This is a genomic window from Staphylococcus succinus (assembly GCF_029024945.1).
Taxonomy (GTDB): Bacteria; Bacillota; Bacilli; order Staphylococcales; family Staphylococcaceae; genus Staphylococcus; species Staphylococcus succinus.
In genome coordinates, this window is record NZ_CP118976.1 from 240,624 (window position 1) to 259,021 (window position 18,398).

Annotated in this window: 13 protein-coding genes and 1 pseudogene; 6 read left to right on the forward strand and 8 right to left on the reverse strand. The window is 33.8% G+C overall.

What is annotated here, in order from left to right:
- Nucleotides 1–10 precede the first annotated feature (10 nt).
- Together xylE and PYW31_RS01025 are read left to right on the forward strand one after the other, a co-directional pair.
- Nucleotides 11–1,402 (forward strand): annotated as a pseudogene (gene xylE / locus PYW31_RS01020) (D-xylose transporter XylE).
- A 226-nt stretch (nucleotides 1,403–1,628) separates the two neighbouring features.
- Nucleotides 1,629–2,618, forward strand: a complete 990-nt coding sequence (locus tag PYW31_RS01025; RefSeq protein WP_046837492.1) for a Gfo/Idh/MocA family protein — start codon at nucleotides 1,629–1,631, stop codon at nucleotides 2,616–2,618.
- A 330-nt stretch (nucleotides 2,619–2,948) separates the two neighbouring features.
- Here the strand turns inward: PYW31_RS01025 and larC are convergent, their stop codons facing one another.
- Genes larC through PYW31_RS01055 form a run of 6 tightly spaced genes read right to left on the reverse strand, consistent with a single transcriptional unit; the run spans nucleotide 2,949 to nucleotide 9,352 of the window.
- Nucleotides 2,949–4,124, reverse strand: a complete 1,176-nt coding sequence (larC, locus tag PYW31_RS01030) for a nickel pincer cofactor biosynthesis protein LarC (RefSeq protein WP_046837493.1) — start codon at nucleotides 4,122–4,124, stop codon at nucleotides 2,949–2,951.
- Between the two features lie 17 nt (nucleotides 4,125–4,141).
- Nucleotides 4,142–4,900 carry a nickel pincer cofactor biosynthesis protein LarB gene (gene larB, locus PYW31_RS01035; protein WP_046837494.1) on the reverse strand — a complete coding sequence of 253 codons (759 nt, stop codon included), beginning with the start codon at nucleotides 4,898–4,900 and terminating at the stop codon, nucleotides 4,142–4,144.
- A gap of 21 nt (nucleotides 4,901–4,921) precedes the next feature.
- Entirely contained in the window at nucleotides 4,922–5,746 is an 825-nt protein-coding gene (larE, locus tag PYW31_RS01040) for an ATP-dependent sacrificial sulfur transferase LarE (protein WP_046837495.1), read from the reverse strand.
- Between the two features lie 17 nt (nucleotides 5,747–5,763).
- The gene (gene larA / locus PYW31_RS01045) at nucleotides 5,764–7,026 is read right to left on the reverse strand and encodes a nickel-dependent lactate racemase (RefSeq protein WP_046837496.1); all 1,263 of its coding nucleotides are present in this window, start codon (nucleotides 7,024–7,026) and stop codon (nucleotides 5,764–5,766) included.
- A gap of 24 nt (nucleotides 7,027–7,050) precedes the next feature.
- A complete protein-coding gene (locus tag PYW31_RS01050; RefSeq protein ID WP_046837497.1) occupies nucleotides 7,051–8,196 on the reverse strand; it encodes a 2-keto-3-deoxygluconate permease in 1,146 nt (381 codons plus the stop codon).
- A gap of 25 nt (nucleotides 8,197–8,221) precedes the next feature.
- Nucleotides 8,222–9,352 (reverse strand): glycerate kinase, encoded by a 1,131-nt coding sequence (locus tag PYW31_RS01055; protein ID WP_046837498.1) that lies wholly within the window; start codon nucleotides 9,350–9,352, stop codon nucleotides 8,222–8,224.
- A gap of 134 nt (nucleotides 9,353–9,486) precedes the next feature.
- Here PYW31_RS01055 and PYW31_RS01060 point away from each other — a divergent pair, with 134 nt between their 5' ends.
- Complete coding sequence (locus tag PYW31_RS01060) at nucleotides 9,487–10,566, forward strand: CdaR family transcriptional regulator (protein WP_046837499.1); 1,080 nt, start codon at nucleotides 9,487–9,489, stop codon at nucleotides 10,564–10,566.
- A gap of 162 nt (nucleotides 10,567–10,728) precedes the next feature.
- On the opposite strand, the gene PYW31_RS01065 is transcribed toward PYW31_RS01060, so the two are convergent.
- The gene (locus PYW31_RS01065) at nucleotides 10,729–12,129 is read right to left on the reverse strand and encodes an amino acid permease (RefSeq protein ID WP_046837500.1); all 1,401 of its coding nucleotides are present in this window, start codon (nucleotides 12,127–12,129) and stop codon (nucleotides 10,729–10,731) included.
- A gap of 1,192 nt (nucleotides 12,130–13,321) precedes the next feature.
- Here PYW31_RS01065 and ppdK point away from each other — a divergent pair.
- The 3 genes from ppdK to PYW31_RS01080 all read left to right on the forward strand — a co-directional run bounded on the left by ppdK (nucleotide 13,322) and on the right by PYW31_RS01080 (nucleotide 17,350).
- On the forward strand, nucleotides 13,322–15,955 hold the full coding sequence (ppdK, locus tag PYW31_RS01070; RefSeq protein ID WP_046837501.1) for a pyruvate, phosphate dikinase: 2,634 nt from the start codon (nucleotides 13,322–13,324) through the stop codon (nucleotides 15,953–15,955).
- Nucleotides 15,948–16,763 (forward strand): pyruvate, water dikinase regulatory protein, encoded by an 816-nt coding sequence (locus PYW31_RS01075; RefSeq protein ID WP_046837502.1) that lies wholly within the window; start codon nucleotides 15,948–15,950, stop codon nucleotides 16,761–16,763. Before ppdK ends, PYW31_RS01075 begins: the two co-directional genes overlap by 8 nt.
- Before the next feature lie 170 nt (nucleotides 16,764–16,933).
- A complete protein-coding gene (locus PYW31_RS01080; RefSeq protein WP_046837503.1) occupies nucleotides 16,934–17,350 on the forward strand; it encodes a VOC family protein in 417 nt (138 codons plus the stop codon).
- Nucleotides 17,351–17,496: 146 nt separating this feature from the next.
- Here PYW31_RS01080 and PYW31_RS01085 read toward each other — a convergent pair whose 3' ends face one another.
- A complete protein-coding gene (locus PYW31_RS01085) occupies nucleotides 17,497–18,390 on the reverse strand; it encodes a LysR family transcriptional regulator (RefSeq protein WP_046837504.1) in 894 nt (297 codons plus the stop codon).
- Nucleotides 18,391–18,398: the final 8 nt, after the last annotated feature.

Genomic DNA, 18,398 nt, shown 5'->3' on the forward strand with positions numbered 1-18,398 from the left:
GGATGGGAACATGTCATCTTATAATAATAAGAAGTTTATCTTTACTATTGCATTAATAGCGACATTAGGTGGATTGTTATTTGGTTATGACACTGCGGTGATTTCAGGGGCTGAGCAATCATTACAGAAATATCTAACAGCTGATTATGGAAGTTTTATCCATGGTATGACTGTCTCAAGTGCTTTAATAGGGTGTGTCATTGGTGGATTATTATCTTCAAGTTTTTCCAGCCGATTAGGTCGAAAGCGTTCATTACAAGTAGCTTCAGTGTTGTTTATTATTTCTGCATTATTGTCTGGGTACCCAGAGTTTATATTTTTTGAACCTGGACAATCAACTTTAGGGTTATTGTTAATGTTTAATTGCTATAGGATTTTAGGGGGCATTGGCGTTGGATTAGCTTCTGCAATTTCGCCAATGTATATCAGTGAAATATCTCCTTCCTCGATAAGAGGGACACTTGTGTCATGGAATCAGTTTGCGATTATATTTGGAATGTTAGTTGTATATTTTGTAAACTATGGTATAACATTTGGAGAAACACAACAGTGGATTGATTCAACAGGCTGGCGTTATATGTTTATGACAGCCGCTTTACCAGCAGTGCTATTTTTCGTATTACTATTCTTTGTGCCAGAGACACCAAGATATCTCACTTTGGTGAATAAGAATGAAGATGCGCTTTCAGTACTTAATAAAATATATCTTTCAAAAGAACATGCACAAAAAGTGTTGAATGATATTTTATCAACTAAAAATAAAAAAACAGATGTAAAAGCACCACTATTTAGTTTCGGTAAAACAGTGATTATTATCGGCATTGTTTTATCGATTTTCCAACAATTTATAGGTATCAATGTTGCGCTGTATTATGCACCTAGAATTTTTGAAAACTTAGGTGCAGGAGGACATGCATCGATGATCCAAACTGTAGTAATGGGGTTTGTAAATGTAATATTCACAATCATTGCTATCATTTATGTAGATAAGTTTGGACGTAAACCTTTATTGATTATTGGATCAACAGGTATGGCAATAGGCATGCTTGGTATGAGTATTTTAACTGCTAATGGTACGTTTGGTGTTATAACATTAGTCTTTATGGTCATTTATACAGCTTAATTTATGATGAGTTGGGGACCAATTATCTGGGTATTATTGTCAGAGATATTCCCGAATAGAATTAGAAGTGCAGCAATGGCTTTAGCTGTAGCTGTTCAATGGCTTGCGAATTTCACAATAACATCTACATATCCTTTTATGATGGATATCAGTGGGACGATGACTTATGGTTTTTATGCGTTGATGAGTATTTTATCAGGCATATTTATTTGGAAATTTATCCCTGAAACAAAAGGTAGAACATTAGAAGAAATTGAAGATATCTGGAAATCTGCTTAGTCATTTAAAGAAGAGGTTGGGTCAATGGTTTGTATTGGTATACCGTTCAACGGATATCAGTGCGTAAACTATTAATGTCCCAGCCTTTTTTATATGAGTATGAAAAAATGAATTAATTAAATCATATTTAGAGTAAAGAAACTTATTAAAATTGACAAAAATATGATAACGATTATGCTTACTAGTAAGTGTAATATAAATTTTCTAGTTAAAAGGGGTATAGAATATGAATATTGGTATAGTAGGCGCAGGTAAAATTGTTAAAGAGGCATTGCCGATTATGGAACAAATTCCAGATATCGTCTTTCAAAGTATTGTTTCGTCAGGGCGAAATCCTCAAAACGTTGAAGCCTTACAAAAGCAATTTAACATTAAAACAGTATATGAAGATTACGATAAATTTTTAGCAGATGAAAATATAGATACTATATATTTAGCAGTACCAAATCACTTACATTTTACATATGCTCGAAAAGCAATTGAACAGCAGAAAAATGTGATTTGTGAAAAACCATTTACTTTAACAAAAGAAGAACTGGAAACGTTGAAATCTCTAGCTGAAACACATAGTGTAATCATTATTGAAGCGATTACGAATCTTTATTTAAGTAACTTTGATGTCTTGAAGCAATCACTAAAAGAAATAGGAACATGTAAAATTGCGCAATTTAACTATTCACAGTATTCTTCAAGATATGACAACTTTAAACAAGGTATTATACAACCTGCTTTCGATCCTCAAAAAGGTGGTGGCGCATTGATGGACATTAACGTTTATAATATCCATCTGGCCATTGGGCTTTTCGGTATGCCTAAAGGTGTGGCGTATTTTGCAAATGTAGAAAACCATATAGATACGTCTGGCATTTTACAACTTGATTATGATGGAATGAAAGTGGTTTGTATCGGGGCAAAAGACTCAAGTTCTGATAATCAATCTTATATTCAAGGTGAAGCGGCAACGATCCAGATAAAGGGCCCAACGAATGAACTCAATGAGTTTGAATTAAAATATCATACCGGTGGTACACAAGTATTTAAAGTGAATCAACATGAACACCGAATGTATGAAGAATTTGTAAAAATCACTGAAATTATTCAAAATAAAAATTACGACTTTGTGCGTCAACAGTTGGAACATAGTATTCATGTGATAGAGGTATTAGAATTAGCCTTAGATAGCGCGAATATCAAGGTAGGACCTTCTTACAAATAATTAAAAGAGGATGGGGTATAAATTTCATCCTCAAAATAAAAGACTAATCCATATGAGAATGGATTAGTCCTTTTTATATTTAAAATGAAGAAGTGAAAGTGACGAGCAGAAGAAATAAAGTAATATACATAAACGTAAGTATGAAGGGAGCGGAGCATAGGAGAGCGCCCGCTTCTTTTTTTGTTATTTTGATTAACGAAAATCAAATAGAATAAACCAAGCAAAAGAATACTAACTAACACAAAGCGTATCTTATTCATCGTACAGAAAGGGCGCTAACATCTTACGCATAGCGCGATCTATTATAACCCTTGCTTTTGTTTATAGACTTTAATTAGTCATAATATGATTTTTAATTTCATTTTGTATATGATTGTATACATTTGAAAATGATTCGTCAGACTGGAGCGCTGCATTTTTTACATCTTCAAATTCAGGTTTTGCTTTAATGATTTGATCTTGAAATATGCCTAATTTCACTGAAATTTCACCATACTTAGTATGTATCTTTTGGAATTGACGCTGCAGAATTTTGCGATGAACTGCGAAACTTCTCAAGCCTAAAGAAGTGGTGTGTCTCAGTATATAGTTTTCGAAGTGTTGCGCATTTTCAACACTACATAAGACGGTAAGTTGTATAGCAGGTCTACTTTTTTTCATAGTAACGGGTGTGTAGTAAGCATCTAATGCACCATCATCTATGACTTGTTCAATAAAAAAACCTAGCATTTCTGGTGTCATGTCATCGATTTGGCACTCAAGTACTTGAACTTGTGTGGGAGTACTTTTAGGTTCAGTATATTGTATTACACGTAAGACATTGGGAAAATCAAAGTCCTTTGTACCCCCTCCATAGCCAATATGTTCCATAGTGATAGCAGGTAAAGCGCAAACATCGGAAACCAAAGCTTTAATAAACCCCGCTCCAGTTGGTGTTGTAAGTTCGCTATTAACATCAAATGAAGCAAGTGGAATACCTTTAAGTATTTCAGCAGTAGCTGGTGCAGGGACAGGATATATACCATGGGCGATATTGATTTTTCCGTTACCAGTAGGGATGGGGGATGCATATATTTTATCGATATCTAAAGATTCAAGTGCAAGGCATCCCCCGATAATATCGATAATCGAATCCATGGCACCAACTTCATGAAAGTGCACATCTTCTATAGGCATACCGTGAATCTTAGCCTCTGCTTGTGCGATGATTTCAAAGATATCTAAACTTCTTTGTTTAACACGTTTAGGTAAGGAGCTTTGTTTAATGATTTTAAAGATATCTGAAGCTTTACGATGGTGATGTCCTTCCTCAAAATCAATGGATAAAGTTGTTGCTTGTATACCTTGTTTATTTTGAATTGAAAAATTAAGTTTAAAATTACTCAAAGGTAATTGTTGCAATTGTTGTTCAATATAATTTGTATCTGCACCTAAATCAACTAAAGCAGATAATAGCATGTCACCGGCGATACCCGCGTGACAATCAAGATAAATAGTTTTTGTCATTGCAATTCACTCCGCTTCTAATGACTTTCAATCATTTTAACAATCATGGCAGCGTTATATCCGCCTCCAAAGCCATTATCGATATTCAACACACTTGTACCAGGCGCACAACTATTAATCATAGCTAAAAGGGTAGTAACACCTTCTAGATTCGCGCCATATCCGATACTCGTTGGTACTGAGTATAAGGGATGATCAACCAAACCTGAGACTACACTAGATAAAGCGCCTTCCATTCCAGCAATTACAACGGATACTTTTCCTTTACGAATTGCCTCAATATGTGCGAATAGGCGATGAATTCCTGATACACCAACATCGTAAAAGCGTTGCACAGAGACACCCATAACTTCAGCAGTAATCGCAGCTTCTTCGGCTATCGGCAAATCAGACGTACCGGCACAAATAATTGAAGCATAGTGTTTGGTTTTTTCGATAGAGTCTATAGGTGTGCATACAATATTGGCAATAGTATGATATTCGAGTTGTGGATAATGTGCGATAATAGCATTTGCTTTTGACTTATCGATACGCGTAATCAATATAATTTCATTGTGCTTCAATAAACTCTCAATAATTTTAATTAATTGAGCTTTAGTTTTACCTTCTCCAAAAATGACTTCTGGAAATCCTTGACGTTTCTTTCTGTGCAAATCGATTTTAGCAAAACCAAGTTCGTCGTAGTGACTTAACTGCTGTTTTGCTTCGTCAATCGAAAGCGTATTATGTTTGACTGCTTTAAGCAAGGATTCAATTGGATCATGTTTTTCAGTCATAACTGTGCCACCTTCACTATGTTATATTTCATTGTGCGTTTGAATAACTTCGTTCATACTACCTGTGCGATAGCCTTCCATGTCTATCGTCACATAATCAAAACCAAGCGCTTTTAAACGTTGTGTGATTTGTGTTCGAAGTTGGATAATTGTAGAAATATCATTTTCAGGCACTTCGATTCTGGCAATATTATGATGATAACGCACTCTTACATTATCTACGCCTAAATTTAAAATGAATTTCTCGGCTTCATTCACTTTATTTACTTTAGCAAAAGTTAAAGTTTCTCCATATGGGATACGGGAAGCTAAACTACATAAGGCCGGTTTATTCCATACTGGGAGGCCATTAGATTTGCTGATTGCTCTTACTTCTGATTTATATAAGTTAGATTCTTGTAATACACTTCTAACGTTGAATTCAGTTCTAGCTTTTAAACCAGGTCTGAAATCATCTAAGTCATCCATAATCATACCGTCTAACACATAATTAAAGTGATTAGCTACTCTGATATTTTCAAGTTGTGTATACAATAAGCGTTTGCTGTAATACCAACTTTCCGGAGTGTTTTCAATAATATAAGGGTTTTTTAACTCTTCTATTTCAGTTTCAGTAACATGCGCATTTAAATTTTCCGCTAAGCGATAGGCTTGTTCAAATTCTTCATTTCTAAAAAGTTCAGATTTTACTATAACCGCTTTAACATTATCAGTGCCTAAAACGTCGATGGCTTTTTTTAGTACAAGGCTACTATCGACACCGCCAGAAAAAGCAACAATGACACGTTCCATGTCACTTAAGATAGTTTCCAATTGTTGTTCTTTATTCATTATTTTAGTTAACATAGTTTTTCCTCCTATAATTATGATTCTACATATGGAATCGTAAGTGGACCCAAAGGCATCACGCCAATAGACATATCTTGCCCATATTTATGTTCAAGATCTTCGAGTGTGTCAGCGATATTATGAATAGGATGTATCATCGCATCTCGTGCTTGTTGGTCGCTAAGCGTTGAATATAAATAAACGTCTGCAAAATTTTGAATAGAGGCTTGCTTTTGAACTTGCCATTGATCAAGCATCCCAAATTTAGGGTCATTAATCATATCGAGTAATTTCTGTGGCGAATCTGCCATTTTCAAGATTTCAGCAAAATTACCATGGTCAGGATATCCATCAATACACTCTGAAAACATAATAATGCTACCGCCTTTTTTAACAACTTTATGTGCCGCACTCATGCCTTTAACGGTTTGATATAAATTTTGGTCTAATGGATAACCTGAATTAGAAGCTATAACAACATCAAAGCGTTTTTCACACTTGAACATTGCATGTGCTTTAGCATATTCACAGCCTTTATCATGTGCTTGATATAACTCTCCAGAAAATACTGCAGTAATATTCTTTTCCTTATTTAATGTAACGTTAAGCATAAAGTCCGGTTTACACATAGCATTTATTTCCCGGGTCATATTTTGTACGGGATTGTCATACATATTGCCCCAAGTAGAACGTATATCACCAATCATCTTAGCATTATGAAAAGTCATAATTGTTTCGATACCAGCAATTCCTGGCATGATGCCTTTAGGGCCACCTGAAAATCCAGCAAAGAAATGAGGCTCAATAAAACCAGTGACAATCTTAAAATCAGATTCTACATATTCTTTATTTAAATAAACGTCACAACCATATCGACTATGACCGACTTTTTTCAAAGCAGCTTTATCATTACAGTGGTTATGGACAATCTTAACTTTATTAACGATATCTTCGCCAAGCATTTGAATGAGTTCATCTCGTGTTTGATCACGATGTGTACCAGTTCCATTAATAATGACAAAATTTTCTATAGGTACATGGCTCAGTGTTTCTATGAGTAAAGGTACTAAAATGTGATTAGGTGTAGGACGAGTAATATCGCTTATCACAATTGATACAGTTTGATCAGATCGAACCATTTCTTGTAAAGGTTTAGTGCCAATAGGGTGTTGTAAAGATGATTTAATTGCTCCAATATCATCGTCAAGTGCTGCTATATTTTGGGGTTCAATTAGTATGCTGTGTTCAGGTAAATCTAATTCAATTTCAGATTGACCATATAATATATTTGTTTTCAAAATGGGCCTCCTTAACTTTTGAACTTAATTTCGGTACTGATATCGAGATGCAGTTACCTGTTTTAATTTATAAAATTTTGGTTTAGTTTTTTTAAAATGTTCTTCTGTACCAATAATTCCTTTGTTTTTTTGATATTTATCTATTAAAATGACGCCAATTGGACATAGTATCGCTGTTGTAATAGAAGAAACTGAAATTTGTGCTGTAGCGATGGGGGCTACTTTTTCTATCATTTGAAATTCACTATGACTTAAATTACCATTAGCTAAAGCTGTTGAAGCTGCAGCTACAACAGCTGCAGGTGTAGAGACTGCATTACCTGCCGTAGATGCTTCTGAAATCGGAGCGATGACGCTTTTTTCTTTAAATAATTTGAATGCTAAAATACCTGTAATTGCAGTACCAATAAATGTTAAAACTGCTAAAGTTAAACCACCAGATAGCACAGAAAAATTAAAGAATTCAGCTAAATTCATGCCTGCTCCTAGTGAAAAAGCAAAAAAAGGTATGAGTATAGATTCCCCAGGTCTTAAAAAATCCGAAATCTTAGAATCTAAATTACCTAAAATCATACCTATACTCAGTGGAAGTAGGACTGAAATAAATGAAATTATCGGGAAACTTGTACCTATAAAGCCTAAAGATATTAACGTCAGTAATGGGCCGTCATTTATTGCTAGTATAGATAATCCACCTATATCCGAACGGTTTCCATATGAACTAGTCAAAGCTGCATACACACCGCTATTACTATTAGTCATTGCAGCGATGATAGCTATAGTAGATAATCCAAACAAGCCTGACCATGGATCAAATATACTACCGAGCAATAGACCGACACCTAATCCAGAAAAATATTTCGTAGATGTAAGTAATATACCCTTTTTTAAAGCTTTACCACCGATTTTTAAGTTCATTTGGCTCCCTACGCAGAAGATAAAGAGCGCAATGAGTACTAAAGAACTATCTTTAAATAGTTCTTGGGAAAATCCACCAATTTGCAACATTTCATAATTGCCATTTTCTGTTTCAGGTGCGCCTAAAAATTTTAATGTATTCATAATAATAGGTAAATGTAATTGATCAATTGTATTGATAGTAGCTCCTAATAGTAATGGAACAACCATTAATCCCCCAGGTATTTTTTCTATTGTATCTTTGATTCTCATAACAAACATCCCCTTAAATATGTGATTAGTTATGGAAAAATGTTCTTACAATATTCTTAGTTGCTTTTTTTATTAATTTTTCCGAATTTGCTATTGTCTCTGCAAGTGACCTTGGACCATCCGATAAACTAAAAGCACTAACTACACCGAAATCTTTATATTGTTCAATGTCTATATCCACAGTACCTCCGATAAAAATAACTGGAACATTATAGCGTTTGGCACATTTCGCAATCCCTATAGGTGTTTTTCCAAAAAATGTTTGAAAATCTATTTTGCCTTCACCGGTAATTAGTAAATCTGCATTCGGTAAATAGCTTTCTAAATGAGTGTGGGCAATAACGACTTGGATTCCATCTTCAAAATGACTTGGAAAAAATGCTTTGAAGGCACCACCAAGTCCTCCAGCAGCACCAGCGCCTGGTAGGGTATGTAGACGAATACCTGTGTAACTTTCTATGATATTTGCCCAATGTGCCATATATTTATCTAGTTGTTGGCGCTCAATTTCCGAAGCACCTTTTTGTTTGGCAAATACATGAGAAGCACCATCCGGACCAATGAATGGATTTTGTACATCTGTAGCGATTGTAAATTCACTGTGTGCAATACGATCATCGAAAGAAGATAAATCAATTTGCTTAATATGTTGTAAGTTACCGCCACCAAAATTGATCTGATTACCAAAATCATCTATTAACTGTGCACCTAACGCTTGTAACATACCAGCGCCACCATCATTCGTTGCAGAACCACCGATAGCTAAAATAAATTTAGTATATCCTTTGTCTAAAGCATGTTTAATTATTTCACCAGTACCAAAAGTTGTAGTCAGCATAGCATTTAAGCGATGCTCTGGAACATGCTTTAAGCCAGATGCTTCTGCCATTTCAATGACACATGTTTCGTTATCGCCTAATATTCCGTACTGTGCACGCACTTTATTACCTAGCGGACCGGTTACATTAACGGGGATAAATTGGCCAGTAGTAGCATTAACTAAAGCTTCCATAGTTCCTTCGCCACCATCTCCGACAGGTAAGGCGTGTATCTCTGCTAATGGATAGACTTCTCTGATACTCTCAGTCATAAATTGTGTCACTTCTGTAGCTGACATACTTCCTTTGAATGAATCTGGAGCTAGAATAATTTTCAATTTAAACACCTCTTTGTAAGCGATTTCTTTTTGCGTTGTTATTTTATTGTATCGATTTAATTTTGGTCAGAATAGGGTTAAAATGTACAAATATAGTGCACTGAATTTGTATAAAAAGGATAGGGGATAATCGTATGGATGTCTTAACAGCAGATATAGCAGCATTAATCGTTGATGAAACTGTAAAAAGAACACAACACAATATCAATATAATGAATTTTAATGGAGAAATTCTTGCTTCTTATGATAAATCAAGAATTGGCACACGTCATGAAGGGGCATGTATGGTTATCGAAGAAGGGCGAACAATGGTATTTTCAGATAGTGAGAGTGAAGGTATGCAAGGTACACAAGCAGGTGTGAATTTACCGATTATTTTTCAAGATAATATCGTGGGTGTTATAGGAATTACAGGGGATCCTAAAGCATTGGAGCAAATAGCAGATCTCGTGAAAATGTCCACAGAACTATTACTGTATCAAAATTATTTTACATATGAATTGGAAGGTAACATACGTAGTCAGGAATTATTAGTTGAAGAATTATTGAAAAGTGAACCCTCAAAATCTTTCATTCAGTATTTAACCCAACAATTAAATACACAGTTATATACTTTTAGAAAATGCATTATTGTTAATATAGAGAAGCAAATATTTTCTAAAAATAGTATTGTTCGTACGTTAGCAAGTCAATTGGAGACGCAATCTTTTATTATTGCATTTACAAATTCCAATAGAATTGTCATTTTAATTACAGGCGAGGTACAAAATGAACTCGACTTTAAAGTTAAAAATATATATCAAATCTTTAAGAGGTTAAAGTTAGATATTCAAATGGCATCAAGTCTTGTATTTAAGCATTTAAAGGATTTTAAAAATGCATATGAAGAATGTGAACTTGTCTTTATGTTAAACGAGCACAATCAACCATTAATGTCATTTGAAGATGTTGAAGAAAAAACACTACTTTACCAAATTGATAAAGAAATTAGAGAGCGCTATAAGAAGCGAGTACTTGGTTCACTAGATTTACAAAGTATTGAAACACTAAAACACTTTTTTAAAAATGATTTAAACATTGCCAAAACCGCTAAGTATTTATATATTCATCGTAATACATTACTTTATCGCTTAGAAAAATGTGAAGCAATAACAGGATTAAATCCTAAAAAATATGCAGATGCTTTAAAATTACAAATAGCGCTGTGGTGCTAAGATTAAAATATGATATAACCGGAATGGTGGTAAAGATTTACTCTATAAAATTTAGTTAATCAAAAGCCCCCACTATTTAAACAGTGAGGGCTTTTTAAAGTGTCTTACGTATTGTGTATGATTACGTTTAACTAGAGCGTTAAACGTGATTAGATTACAATGTTACTCTAGGTTTTCAGTAAAGAGTTCAGCATCATTTTTATTTTTTGATGACATTTTTGTGCTTATTAAAATATAAAGCGTATTGAATGCTACAAATGCGATACCAATGATAACGGAGATCCGCGTTTCACTGTTAAAAATCATACCTATAACAACTGCAATGAGCATAATAAAGGTGATGATATTTGAATAAGGTGCAAAAGGCATTTTAAATGGATGATTCTTAATTTTTTCTTTCTTTCTGAAATATAAATGACTAATTAATATAGCAAACCAAGGCACCATACCAGGGAACACACCAGCACTAAAGACATAGACAAATATATTAGTACCTTTACCTAAAATAAGCGGTAAAAGAATGTTGAGTAATACGCCACCCAAAATACCAACACAAACTGCGATGACTGAATAATAAGGAACGCCGTTAGCATTTGTTTTTTGAAATATTTTAGGTGCGTGATTTTGTTTAGATAAAGTATATAACATTCTACTCGTACTAAATATACCTGAGTTACAACCAGACATAGCTGCAGTGATGACCACAAAGTTTATAATCGTAGCAGCTGAAGTAATACCAACTTTTGTAAAAGTAGCTACAAAAGGTGAACCCAGTTCACTAATAGCATTCCATGGATAAACAGTTACGATAATAAATATAGATCCAATATAAAATATAAGAATTCTCCATATTACACCATTGATAGATTTGACGACTGTTTTTTGTGGGTTTTTAGCCTCTCCGGCAGTCGTTCCTATTAACTCAATACCGATATAAGATCCAAATATAATAGATAGTGAAAAGAAAAAGCCAGTAAATCCATTTGTAAAGAATCCGCCATGACTCCATAAATTGGATAGACCTATTGGATGGAAACCATTGCCAATTCCAAAGAATACAATACCCAATCCAGCAATAATCATTAAAATAATAGTTATCACTTTGATTAATGCAAACCAAAATTCAAATTCACCAAACCATTTTACTGAAGCCAAATTGGCAGTTAATAGTAAAAGGACAACAATCAGTCCTGGGACCCAGCCAGGTAAATCTGGCCACCAAAACTTCATGTAAGAGCCAACAGCTATGACCTCACTCATGCCTACGACAATCCAATTAAATATACTACTACTTGCTGTTATGTAACCAATAGAAGGGTGAATATAATCGCTGGCAAACTTAGCAAATGAACCAGTATCGGGATATGTATATACCATTTCGCCTAATGCTCTCATAATTAGAAAAACAAATACACCTGCAATCAAATAGGAAAGTATGACTGAAGGGCCTGTCCATTTAATCGTACTAGATGCCCCCATAAATAATCCAACGCCAATAGTTCCTCCAAGTGCAATCATCTGTATTTGTCTAGAAGTTAATTCTCTTTTTAATTCGGTCTTCATAAAGATTCTCCTACTTTTAAATAATAAAATCACTAACTTTACATTATTTACTTAAAGTTATTCTTCCTATTATATCATTTGTATAATAAATATATATATATAAACATTTTGTTAACGCTTTATTTATAAACTGAATGAATGGAGCCTCATTAGAAGTGTATTTATATTTAAATTTAAATTAGTTTTGCCTTTTCAAATAGAATCAAAACAACCTCTAAAAGGAGGGAATTTGGAAGAATTGATTGCGATATTTCTAATTACAATAAGTATGGATAAAAATTAAATAAAAAATGAAAAAAATAACTTTACAAACTTCATGAACGACAATATAATAAAAATAAGTTATTGCTAAATAATTCTATAATTTTTACAAAAAATATTTTATAGGTAAAATATCAAGATGATTAACTTGGTAAAGTAGGGCGCCCACAGTGAATTATTGAGTAGTAACGTAGATCAATGGCATGTCATTGATTTAGTTTATATCATAAGGAGTGTGAGTAACATGAATTGATAAGAATTTTATATTATGAAATGTATCCATTACTTAAGACGCAAGTTAAAAAATATATTACACTACATTTAGCATAGAAAACATTGAATTATAATATTAGTATGTCATAAATAGTATAATTCAAACATATTTCCTCTTAATACTACGAAAGCAATGATTATATATTAAAAACTTACCCATTTCAGACTGTTGATTGATAGTTGAACCGTCGAATTGAATGAATTAAACCACCATTATCGTCTCCACATATCAAATAATATTAGTTTAAGTTATCTATTTATCCCACTTTACAATTTCTTTTTAAATATATCGACCAGTTTATAACCAGAATAACAAATTAAAATAGGACAATACTTATATTGAAAGCGAATAAGATGATATGAAGGTGACATAATGGAATATTATAGAAAATGCGTATGATTAAGCCCCCAATATTTGTGAAATCATAATTGAAGCGTATTTAATGCGATATGGATCATTCAATACTGACAATAAGCTGGTGGAATGAGAAGTCCCGAGTAACGATACAAGTTGCTCGGGACTTTTTTTTATGAAGGATTATGAGTAACAAAAGAAATATATTTTGTTAAATTTCAATATATGAGTTGTCATTTTCATAATATTATGACATACTCTATAACAATTAGTATAACATATTTAGGAGTAGAGGTGTTTAGTATGACAAAATACATTTATGCATTTGATGAAGGTCAGAAATCAATGAAAGATTTACTTGGAGGTAAAGGTGCAAATTTAGCTGAAATGAAACGATTGGGTTTACCAGTACCAGATGGGTTCACGCTTACAACAGAAGCCTGCATAGAATACTTGAAGCATGATTTAAAACTTCCAGAAGCTTTAATGGATCAATTGGAGACACAACTAGAATCATTTTCACAACGTACAGGAAAGTCATTTTCTTCAAACGAACAATTATTACTCGTATCTGTACGTAGCGGTGCAAAGATATCTATGCCTGGTATGATGGACACAATTTTAAATTTAGGATTAAATGATGAGAACGTAGAAAAATTATCTGAGAAAACGAACGATTGCCGCTTTGCGTATGACTGTTACCGCAGATTGTTACAAATGTTTGGCCAAGTTGTATATAACATTCCTATGGCATCTTTTGATACATACTTTGAGGAATATAAACAACAGCATAGTTATCAAAATGATGCAGATATTCCTGCTGAAGGATTACAAGAAATTTGTAATTATTTCAAAGAAGTATATTTAAATGAAGTTTACAAACCATTTCCTCAAAAACCATTAGAACAATTAACAGAAGCAATCGAAGCTGTATTTAAATCGTGGGATAATGATCGGGCACGTGTCTATCGTCAATTAAACGAAATACCGCACGATATTGGTACTGCAGTTAATATTCAAGAAATGGTGTTTGGCAATAGTGGAGAGCGAAGTGGTACAGGTGTTGCATTTACTCGAAATCCAGTAACAGGTGATGCAAAATTATTCGGAGAATATTTGTTAAATGCACAAGGCGAAGATGTAGTAGCCGGCATTCGTACACCTAAAGATATTGAGACATTAAAAAAACAAATGCCACATGTACATCAACAATTTTTAGAAGTTTCTCAAAGATTAGAGACGCACTATAAAGATATGCAAGATATTGAGTTTACAATCGAAAACGAGCAACTCTATATTTTACAGACGCGTAGTGGGAAACGTACGGCTCATGCAGCAATACACATTGCAGTCGATCTAGTTGAAGAAGGGATATTGACTCAATCAGAGGCTGTTATGAATGTTGAAGTTAAATCTATAGATCAATTGTTACATCCAAGCTTTGATGCACAGGCTTTACAACAGGCAACTATAATATCTAAACTTGGCTTGCCTGCTAGCCCTGGGGCAGCGAGTGGTAAAATCGTATTTTCAGCTGAAGAGGCGAAAATACAACACGAACAAGGTGAACGAGTGATATTAATGCGTCCTGAAACATCACCAGAAGATATTGAAGGGATGATTGCTAGTGAAGCAATTGTAACGACACATGGAGGTATGACCTCTCATGCTGCAGTAGTCGCAAGAGGTATGGGGAAATGTTGTGTGACAGGATGTTCTGATTTAGAAATAAATGTCGTGGATAAAGTTGTTAAATATGGTACAGGTACCTTAAAAGAAGGGGATATGGTTTCTGTCGATGGTGCTAAAGGTGATATTTACTTTGGAGAAGTGGCAACGATGAAGGCAGAACGTAGTCATGCATTTGAACAATTCATGAAATGGTCCAAAGATATAGCACGGTTAGATGTACGTATGAACGCTGAAACGCCTCAAGATATCCAAGCTGGGTATCAGTTTTGCGCTACAGGTATTGGGTTGGTTCGTACAGAGCATATGTTCTTTGGGCCGGAACGATTAGTTGAAATGCGACGTTTTATTTTGTCAGATACACGAGAAAAACGTATTGAAGCATTAAATCAAATTAGAGAATACCAAACTGAAGATTTCGAAGAGATATTAAGGTTATCTGGATCACGCCCTACAATTATTAGGTTATTGGATCCACCATTACATGAGTTTTTACCGAAGTCAGAGGAAGAAAAGGCAGTAGTTGCAAAGCAATTAAACGTTTCAGGTCGAACTTTGACACAATATATAGAAAGTTTAGAAGAGGTTAATCCGATGTTAGGACATCGAGGTTGTCGTTTAGCAATTACGTATCCTGAACTTTATATTATGCAGACGGAAGCAATAATTAAGAGTGCACTATACCTAAAATCTCAAGGCATTCATTGTCAGCCAGAAATTATGATACCACTTGTTTCAACAGTATCAGAATTCACGATATTAAAAAATCAAATTAATGAACGTATTGAAACGCTATTTGAAGAGCACGGTGAGTCACTCCATTACCTCATTGGTACGATGATAGAAACGCCACGTGCATGTCTTATTGCAGGTGATTTAGCAAGAGAGTGTGATTTCTTTAGTTTTGGGACAAATGATTTAACTCAATTAACGTTTGGTTTCTCACGTGACGATGCCGGTAAATTTATTGGAGCATATGCTGAACAAGGTATTTTGGATACAGACCCTTTCCAGACTTTAGACCAACACGGGGTAGGCCAACTTGTGAAAACTGCGACAGAACAAGCAAAAGCGATTAATCCTACAATTAAAATAGGCGTTTGTGGAGAATTAGGTGGAGACCATAAATCAATACAATATTTTAATACATTAGACATTGATTATGTATCATGCTCACCATTCAGGGTATCAGGAGCCTTGCTTTCTACCGCACAAAGTGAAGTTAAAGGCGGTCGATTACGTGTATAGTAAAACCTCCAATCCACAACTAAGGTTATTTGTTGTATCTGATTCAATTGGTGAAACAGCACAACGTATGATACATGCTACATTGACACAATTTCCTGATTTAGCACAAATTGAAATAAAAAAGTATCCATTTATTAAAAATGAAGAAGAACTATTACAGGTGTTAAATCGGGCACAAATACAGTCAGCAGTAGTGGTTACGACGTTAGTGAATCCTGCTTTCAATAAAGTTGGGCAAAATTATGCGCGTGAACACAATATTCCATATGTAGACTATATGTCAAATTTAATAGGTATTATTCAGCAACAGACCCATTGTTCACCTATCATGGAAAGCGGTGCATTACGTAAGCTAGATGAAAGTTACTTTAAACGTATAGAAGCAATAGAGTATTCTGTAAAATATGATGATGGCAAACATTTTACAGATATAGGGGAAGCGGATGCTTTAATCGTAGGTGTATCAAGAACTTCTAAGACACCATTGAGTATGTATTTAGCTAATAAAGGATATAAAGTAGCTAATATTCCATTAGTTCCAGAAATTGATATACCAGATGAAGTATTTAAGTATAAGAATTTAAAGGTATTTGGTTTAACTGCTAGTCCACATTATATTTTAAATATACGTAATGAGCGGGTTAAAGTATTGGGGCTTCATGGTCCAACAAATTATAATAGTATAGAACGAATTAAAACAGAGTTAACATATGCAGAAGAAGTTTTTGAAAAATTAAATGCAACTATTATTAATACTGAATATAAATCTATTGAAGAATCGGCATTTTATATTGAAAAATTTTTATGAGCGTATCATTATTTAAGCATTGAACGCTTTGATTATTTTATATAGAACTATTTTAAAATATGTTATTTAAGCGGTTGGATTGTGTTTATTAATTACAAATGACTGTCCTGTCATTATTTGGGTATTGTCATATAAGTGTGTTTTTAAACACTATATAAGGAGTGAATATTATGCTCAAAAGTGTGACGCCATATTTATTTTTTAATGGTACATGTAAAGTAGCGCTCGATTTTTACAGTGAGGCATTAGGGGGTAGTATCAAAGAAATAATGACTTACGGAGAGGCTAATCAACAAGTTACAGATGATTTCGATCGAATTATTCATGGACAACTTGAAATTGATGGTCAAATGTTTATGTTATCAGATATTCCTAAAGATGACTCAACGATGTTAGAAGACCGAAATGTTTATATTGTTTTAGAATTTGATAGTGAATCAGCAGTAACAGAAGCGTACGAAAGGCTTAAGGATGGCGGAGAAGTACAAATGGAATTAGCTGATATGTTTTGGGGAGCAAAGTATGCCAAACTTGTAGATAAATATGATATTGGTTGGGATTTAAGTTACACATATCCAAAGTCATAATAATTACTGTGTGATTTTAGAACGGTGACAAATAGTATTACATTATTAAAACTAAAGACACTTTCATTGAATCCAGTATATGGATACCAATGAAAGTGTTTTTTTAGGTGTCAAAATAAAAACGGTAGTAAGAAGAAATAAAACATTTAAAAGATGTCATAGTCTCTATTTTCATTTAAATAGGTTTGGGCAATTTTAGGTGTGTAGCTGTCTTTTCGCCAAGCAATTTTAGTTTTTGTAATCCATGGATTAGATTTAATACGCTTGATTGTGTAGTTATTTAAAATATCTGACGTTATCGTAGCGGAGGGGAGTATGGTTACGCCAACGCCTTTGGATAAAAGTTGTATTAGCATAGAAGAATCATGACATTCACATAGAATATTAGCTTTTAACTTACGCTGAGTAAAACTATTTAAAATTTGTTTGTGCAAACCAGAATCAGTATTTGCTACTAATAGCACTAAAGGTAAATTAGCTAATTCTTCAACAGAAATTTCTTCTTTAGATATACAGACATTAATGTTTTGAGGGACTACGCAAACGCAATAATCATTCATAACTGTTTCAGTAATTATACCATCGGCTTGAACATCTTCGGTTATATAAGCCACATCTATTTTTCTTTCTTTTAATAACTGAAGTAAGCGAACACTATCTGATTCCCATATGTTAAACCTTACATGTGGTTTATCTTGCTTAAACGCTTCAATTTGATTAAACATGATTTGAGAGCTGTAGATAGTAGTACCTATGGCGAGTGTTTGGTTAATTTGTTCATGATATTCTCGAGATTCTACAAGAGAATCTTCCAATATATTTAATAGATTTTTGGACTTATTTAAGAAAAATTGACCCTGTAATGTTAGTGTTACTTTTTTCTTTTTATTTCTTTCAAATAAATCAAAGCCTAGTTCACTTTCTAAATCTTTAAGCTGTCTACTCAATGGTGGTTGGGCAATATGCAAATTCTCTGCTGCTTTCGTGATACTCCCAGCTTCAGCAATCGCTAAAAAATAACGTAAATGTCGTAATTCCATTTACAAAT

Coding starts and splice junctions, on each gene's coding strand:
- PYW31_RS01025 (WP_046837492.1), top strand. CDS start 1,629: ATGAATATTGGTATAGTAGGCGCAGGTAAAATTGTTAAAGAGGCATTG.
- larC (WP_046837493.1), bottom strand. CDS start 4,124: ATGACAAAAACTATTTATCTTGATTGTCACGCGGGTATCGCCGGTGAC.
- larB (WP_046837494.1), bottom strand. CDS start 4,900: ATGACTGAAAAACATGATCCAATTGAATCCTTGCTTAAAGCAGTCAAA.
- larE (WP_046837495.1), bottom strand. CDS start 5,746: ATGTTAACTAAAATAATGAATAAAGAACAACAATTGGAAACTATCTTA.
- PYW31_RS01050 (WP_046837497.1), bottom strand. CDS start 8,196: ATGAGAATCAAAGATACAATAGAAAAAATACCTGGGGGATTAATGGTT.
- PYW31_RS01060 (WP_046837499.1), top strand. CDS start 9,487: ATGGATGTCTTAACAGCAGATATAGCAGCATTAATCGTTGATGAAACT.
- PYW31_RS01065 (WP_046837500.1), bottom strand. CDS start 12,129: ATGAAGACCGAATTAAAAAGAGAATTAACTTCTAGACAAATACAGATG.
- ppdK (WP_046837501.1), top strand. CDS start 13,322: ATGACAAAATACATTTATGCATTTGATGAAGGTCAGAAATCAATGAAA.
- PYW31_RS01080 (WP_046837503.1), top strand. CDS start 16,934: ATGCTCAAAAGTGTGACGCCATATTTATTTTTTAATGGTACATGTAAA.
- PYW31_RS01085 (WP_046837504.1), bottom strand. CDS start 18,390: ATGGAATTACGACATTTACGTTATTTTTTAGCGATTGCTGAAGCTGGG.